Source organism: Wolbachia endosymbiont of Drosophila seguyi (assembly GCF_028981765.1).
In the GTDB taxonomy this organism is placed as follows: Bacteria; Pseudomonadota; Alphaproteobacteria; order Rickettsiales; family Anaplasmataceae; genus Wolbachia; species Wolbachia pipientis.
In genome coordinates this window covers 1-4,630 of the sequence record NZ_JAPQLM010000123.1, presented here as the reverse complement: position 1 = coordinate 4,630, position 4,630 = coordinate 1, and the positions used below count along the sequence as shown (strand labels likewise).

The following is a 4,630-nucleotide window of genomic DNA, read 5'->3' as shown; positions in this document are numbered from 1 at the left end:
ATATAGAGGTAGTAAAACATCTTATAAAAAAAGAGGCAGATGTTAATGTAGTGGACCAATATGGAAGAAGTCCTTTACATGATGCTGCTAAGCATGGTCATATAGAGGTAGTAAAACATCTTATAGAAAAAGAGGCAGATGTTAATGTGCAAAGTAAAGTTGGAAGAACTCCTTTACATAATGCTGCTAAGCATGGACACACACAAGTAGTAGAAGTTTTACTAAAAAAAGGAGCAGATGTTAATATACAAGATCGAGGAGGAAGAACTCCTTTACACTACGCTGTTCAGCGTGGATACCCAAAGCTAGCAAAACTTCTACTAAATGATGGTGCAGATCCATCATTTATTCATAGATCTAAAGCTATAACAGCAGGAGTTGCTGTGGGTATATTAGCTGCCATTGTTACTCCATTAGCACTCGTTTACGCTACTGCATTACCTGCACTAGCAATAATTGGAATTACTGTAGCATCTGCGCTGATAGTTGGTGGAATTTCCTATGGGGCTGCGTATAAGTCATCAGAGCACTCATTAAACAGTAAGCTAAGTGAGGTTAGATGCAGTAATGTTGATGGAAATAAACAAACTGTATAACCATAATTATTAGCTCACCACAGTAACCGCACCATGGCAGTGTTTGTATTTCTTTCCGGAGTTGCAAGGACATTTGTCGTTTCTTGAGACTTTGGGAAGTCTGCTATTTCTAGCAGAATGTAACCTATTGCCTATCTCTTGGTTGTCTGCCAACTTAAAGTGTGCTAAGCGGTGAATGGTGAGTTCCTTCCATTTTTCAAGCATTGACTCAAACATCAAGAAAGCTTCGCGTTTAAATTCATTCAGTGGATCTTTCTGCCCCATAGCACGTAAGCTTATGCTTTGTCTTAGGCTCTCTAGAACTGAAAGGTGTTCCCTCCATAAATGATCAAGTGTCATTATCATCATTTGCTTCACGATCGTATTCCACAAATCTGTAGTGTGCTGACTGTTGAAATATTTTTCTTTCTCAGTAAAAAATTCTTGTATCTTATCATTTATATAATTCAAAGCTTCTTGTTTATTCAAAAACTTTGCCAAGTCTTCTTTATCAAGCGTTATTCCATACCTTGTATGGAATTCTTTGACTATATTTTCAATATAATCCTCATAATAGCCACTTTGGATTATACCTTCTACTACGCTCTCATTTACTTCGCTATATACTTCAAGTAAATCATTAATTTCGTTGCCTAAGATATTGGTTCTCTGTTTAAAAATAACTTTACGTTGGTTATTGATTACGTCATCAAACTTAAGTAGAGATTTCCGCACGTCATAGTTTCTAGCTTCAACTTTCTTTTGCGCTTTCTCGAGTGCCTTATTGATCCATGGATGATGAATAGCTTCGTTATTCTTTAACCCTACTTTTTGTAAAAAGCTTCTCATTCTATCAGAGCCAAATATTCTCATTAGGTCATCTTCCAGCGATAAAAAGAACTTAGAAAGTCCAGGATCCCCCTGACGACCAGAACGGCCGCGTAATTGATCATCTATTCTCCTGCTTTCATGTCTTTCGGTTCCAACCACACATAAACCACCAGCTTTTATAGCAATTTCCTTATCTTTTTTTACTCTTTCAACTATTTCTTGGTATTTTTTTTCTCTTTCATCAGCATTTTTTATCTTCTTTAGCTCTACCTTTGCGATCATTTCAGCATTTCCACCGAGTTGAATATCAGTTCCACGCCCTGCCATGTTAGTTGCTATAGTGATACTACCTGGCACCCCAGCTTGCGCTATTATGTACGCCTCTTGTTCATGATAACGAGCATTCAATACTGAATGCTTAAGAGAATGGCTTTGCAAAAGCGCAGAAAGCTTCTCAGAGTTTTCGATGCTCACCGTGCCAACAAGGACCGGTTGAAGGCGTTTGTAGCATTCTTCTATAAACTTCAACACAGCATTAAATTTTTCCTTTTCTGTACCGTAAATTTCATCATCAATATCAACTCTTTTTACAGGTACATTGGTTGGAATTTTTACTACATTTAATCTGTATATATCACGAAACTCTTCTGCCTCTGTTGCTGCTGTTCCCGTCATTCCGGAAAGTTTATTGTACATACGAAAGTAATTCTGAAATGTGACCGATGCTAAAGTTTGGTTTTCATGCTGAATTTCAAGATTCTCCTTCGCTTCAAGTGCCTGATGAAGACCATCGGAATATCTCCTGCCCTCCATCATACGCCCAGTAAATTCATCAATAATCACTACCTTGCCATCCTTTACTATATAATCTTTATCAGCAGTAAACAGCTTATATGCACGTAATGCTTGGTCTATATAATGAGTCATTATCATGCTGTCAGTATCATAGAGCGAGGAATTTTCAGGAATGAGATTGTATGACCTTAGTAGTTCCTCCACTCGTGAAATACCATCTTCAGTCAAGAATACCGTTCTACCTTTTTCATCTACTTCATAATCGGAGTCAACTAATTTGGTTACTATTTTATTGATATGCTTATATATCTGATTGTTTTCCTCAACCGGGCCAGAAATAATAAGCGGAGTGCGAGCTTCATCAATGAGTATTGAGTCCACTTCATCAACTATTCCGTAGTGAAAGCCTCTCTGAACCATGTCTTCTTGAGAAAATTTCATATTGTCTCGCAGGTAATCAAAGGCAAGCTCGTTATTTGTGGAATACACGATATCTGCACTGTAAGCCTCTTTCCTCTCTTCGTCTGTCAAGTTATTCGTAATAAACGCAACAGAAACCCCAAGAGAATTATATAATTTGCTCATCCACTCTGTGTCTCGTTTTGCAAGGTAGTCATTAACAGTTACGACGTGTACGCCTTTCCCTTCTAAGGAATTTAGATATGCTGCTAAAGTTGCAACGAGTGTCTTTCCCTCTCCTGTTTTCATTTCTGATATCATACCATTGTGGAGCACCATTCCACCAATCAGTTGAACATCAAAGTGCCTCATGTTAAGAAACCTTCGAGAGGCTTCACGCACAACTGCAAATGCAGGTACAAGAAGATCATTTAACGTTTTCCCATTTTTCAATTCTTGTTTGAATTCTTCAGTTTTACCAGCAAGCTCCTCATCAGATAAACTCTGCATTTCTGTTTCTAATGCATTTATTTGCTGAACAATTTTCCTAAAGGATTTTATTATCTTCTTATTTGTTGACCCAAATATCTTTCTTATAAAAAAGAATGACAACGTAAAAATGAAAAATATAAGAATGGCTGTCAAAATTAGCGGAGAATCTAGCATAAACTTAAGTAAAGTCTTATTTAATATGAGATTATATTACTAAATGCAGCCTACAGCAATTACATATTAGATTTGGGGAGTCTTTGGAAAGTCTTTTTTAAATCAAGAATTAAGAGTTTGCCAGGCAATTCCTACCCTCGAAGGCCTTTCTATCAACACATAAAGACTCTATTGCATTATTTTAGGTGTTTGGTAATCTTTAATTCTAGATCAAACAAATTTATAGCAGCCTGTATGAGGTAACTAGTTATGCACGGTAATATCTACCAGCTAAAGGTATTGATGCTATTTTTGCATCGAGGAGTGCTCTATCAGCACTCTTTTCGCTTAGGTACAGAAATAGAAGAGGCCAGAAAATTCGATGATTTAGTATTTGAATGTACCCAAGGTAGTAAGAAAGTATACCGTTTTTTGCAGGCTAAACACACACAAGATGAAGATAACAAGAAAATTGGAGTAGGGAACTTACTTACAAAAGATAAAAGTGGTGAGTTTGGATTAGCAAAGTATTGTGTTTCTTACCTAAAGATCAAAAATAATCAAGATTTTGCAGATGGTAACCTGAAAGATTTTATTATCTGTACTAATATCGATTTTGATCTGGATCAAAGCACAGCACGAAACACAGTGAAGAAGTTGAGGGTAAAAACTTTAGGACCAAACGAGGAAATAGAAATTTTAGTTGAAGTAATCGACACTAGTGATGTCTTTTTTAAAGATGGTGGCACTAGATATAAGTTCTCTTATATTCACAATAACATGATTTCAGTAGTGCAACCAGCATTTGAAAGTGCTGTAGAAGAAGCGATGGAAGAATTAGAAGAGGAGATAAAAAAACTCCAAAACAAGCCAGATCAGAACTCAAAAAGGAAATTGGAAAGAAATCAGACGTGGCAACGTGAATTTGGACGAATGATGAATGAAGGTAGGTTGGAAGACAATATAAAAGAATTTTTTGATAAGTTAGTATTTGCAGTAAATCAGCCCAATGAAATAAAACTAGCGGATATTATCAAAAGTGAGCTAGGCGAGCAATTTAATGATATTGATAGACAGAATGTTTACGCTCGCTTCCAAGAAAAAATGCTAGATTGGTTGAAAGAAAAAGGGAGACGTTTTCTTACACATGAAGACGGAAGAGAATTCTTTTGCAAGATGAAAGAAGAAATCTTAGAGGTTGTCCGGAAACTAGTAAATTCAAGCATATTCCCTCTTTAACATAACCCTATTCATAGCTAGGTATATGAAATTCTCAGTGGATGTTGTGAGTAAATCATACTCCTTCGATAGCCTTCTATTCCTATTAACCCAAGCAAAAGTCCTTTCTACAACCCATCTTCTTGGCTGTACTTTAAACCCTTGTT

Annotated in this window: 4 protein-coding genes; 2 read left to right on the top strand and 2 right to left on the bottom strand. The window is 36.5% G+C overall.

Translation table 11 applies throughout. The features are described from left to right. The coding region (locus OZD62_RS02830; RefSeq protein WP_275019391.1) for an ankyrin repeat domain-containing protein at nucleotides 1-596 on the top strand (596 nt) is incomplete at its 5' end. 9 nt (nucleotides 597-605) lie between these two features. On the opposite strand, the gene secA is transcribed toward OZD62_RS02830, so the two are convergent. Further along, on the bottom strand, nucleotides 606-3,266 hold the full coding sequence (gene secA, locus OZD62_RS02825; protein ID WP_275019390.1) for a preprotein translocase subunit SecA: 2,661 nt from the start codon (nucleotides 3,264-3,266) through the stop codon (nucleotides 606-608). Nucleotides 3,267-3,515: 249 nt separating this feature from the next. On the opposite strand from secA, the gene OZD62_RS02820 reads away from it, so the two are divergent. Then, the gene (locus OZD62_RS02820) at nucleotides 3,516-4,484 is read left to right on the top strand and encodes a hypothetical protein (protein WP_275019389.1); all 969 of its coding nucleotides are present in this window, start codon (nucleotides 3,516-3,518) and stop codon (nucleotides 4,482-4,484) included. Here OZD62_RS02820 and OZD62_RS02815 read toward each other — a convergent pair. Then, the coding region (locus tag OZD62_RS02815; protein WP_275019392.1) for a transposase at nucleotides 4,464-4,630 on the bottom strand (167 nt) is incomplete at its 5' end. The genes OZD62_RS02820 and OZD62_RS02815 overlap by 21 nt on opposite strands.

Excerpts from the sequence above, each read along its gene's own strand:
- secA (WP_275019390.1), bottom strand. The coding sequence starts at position 3,266 with ATGCTAGATTCTCCGCTAATTTTGACAGCCATTCTTATATTTTTCATT.
- OZD62_RS02820 (WP_275019389.1), top strand. The coding sequence starts at position 3,516 with ATGCACGGTAATATCTACCAGCTAAAGGTATTGATGCTATTTTTGCAT.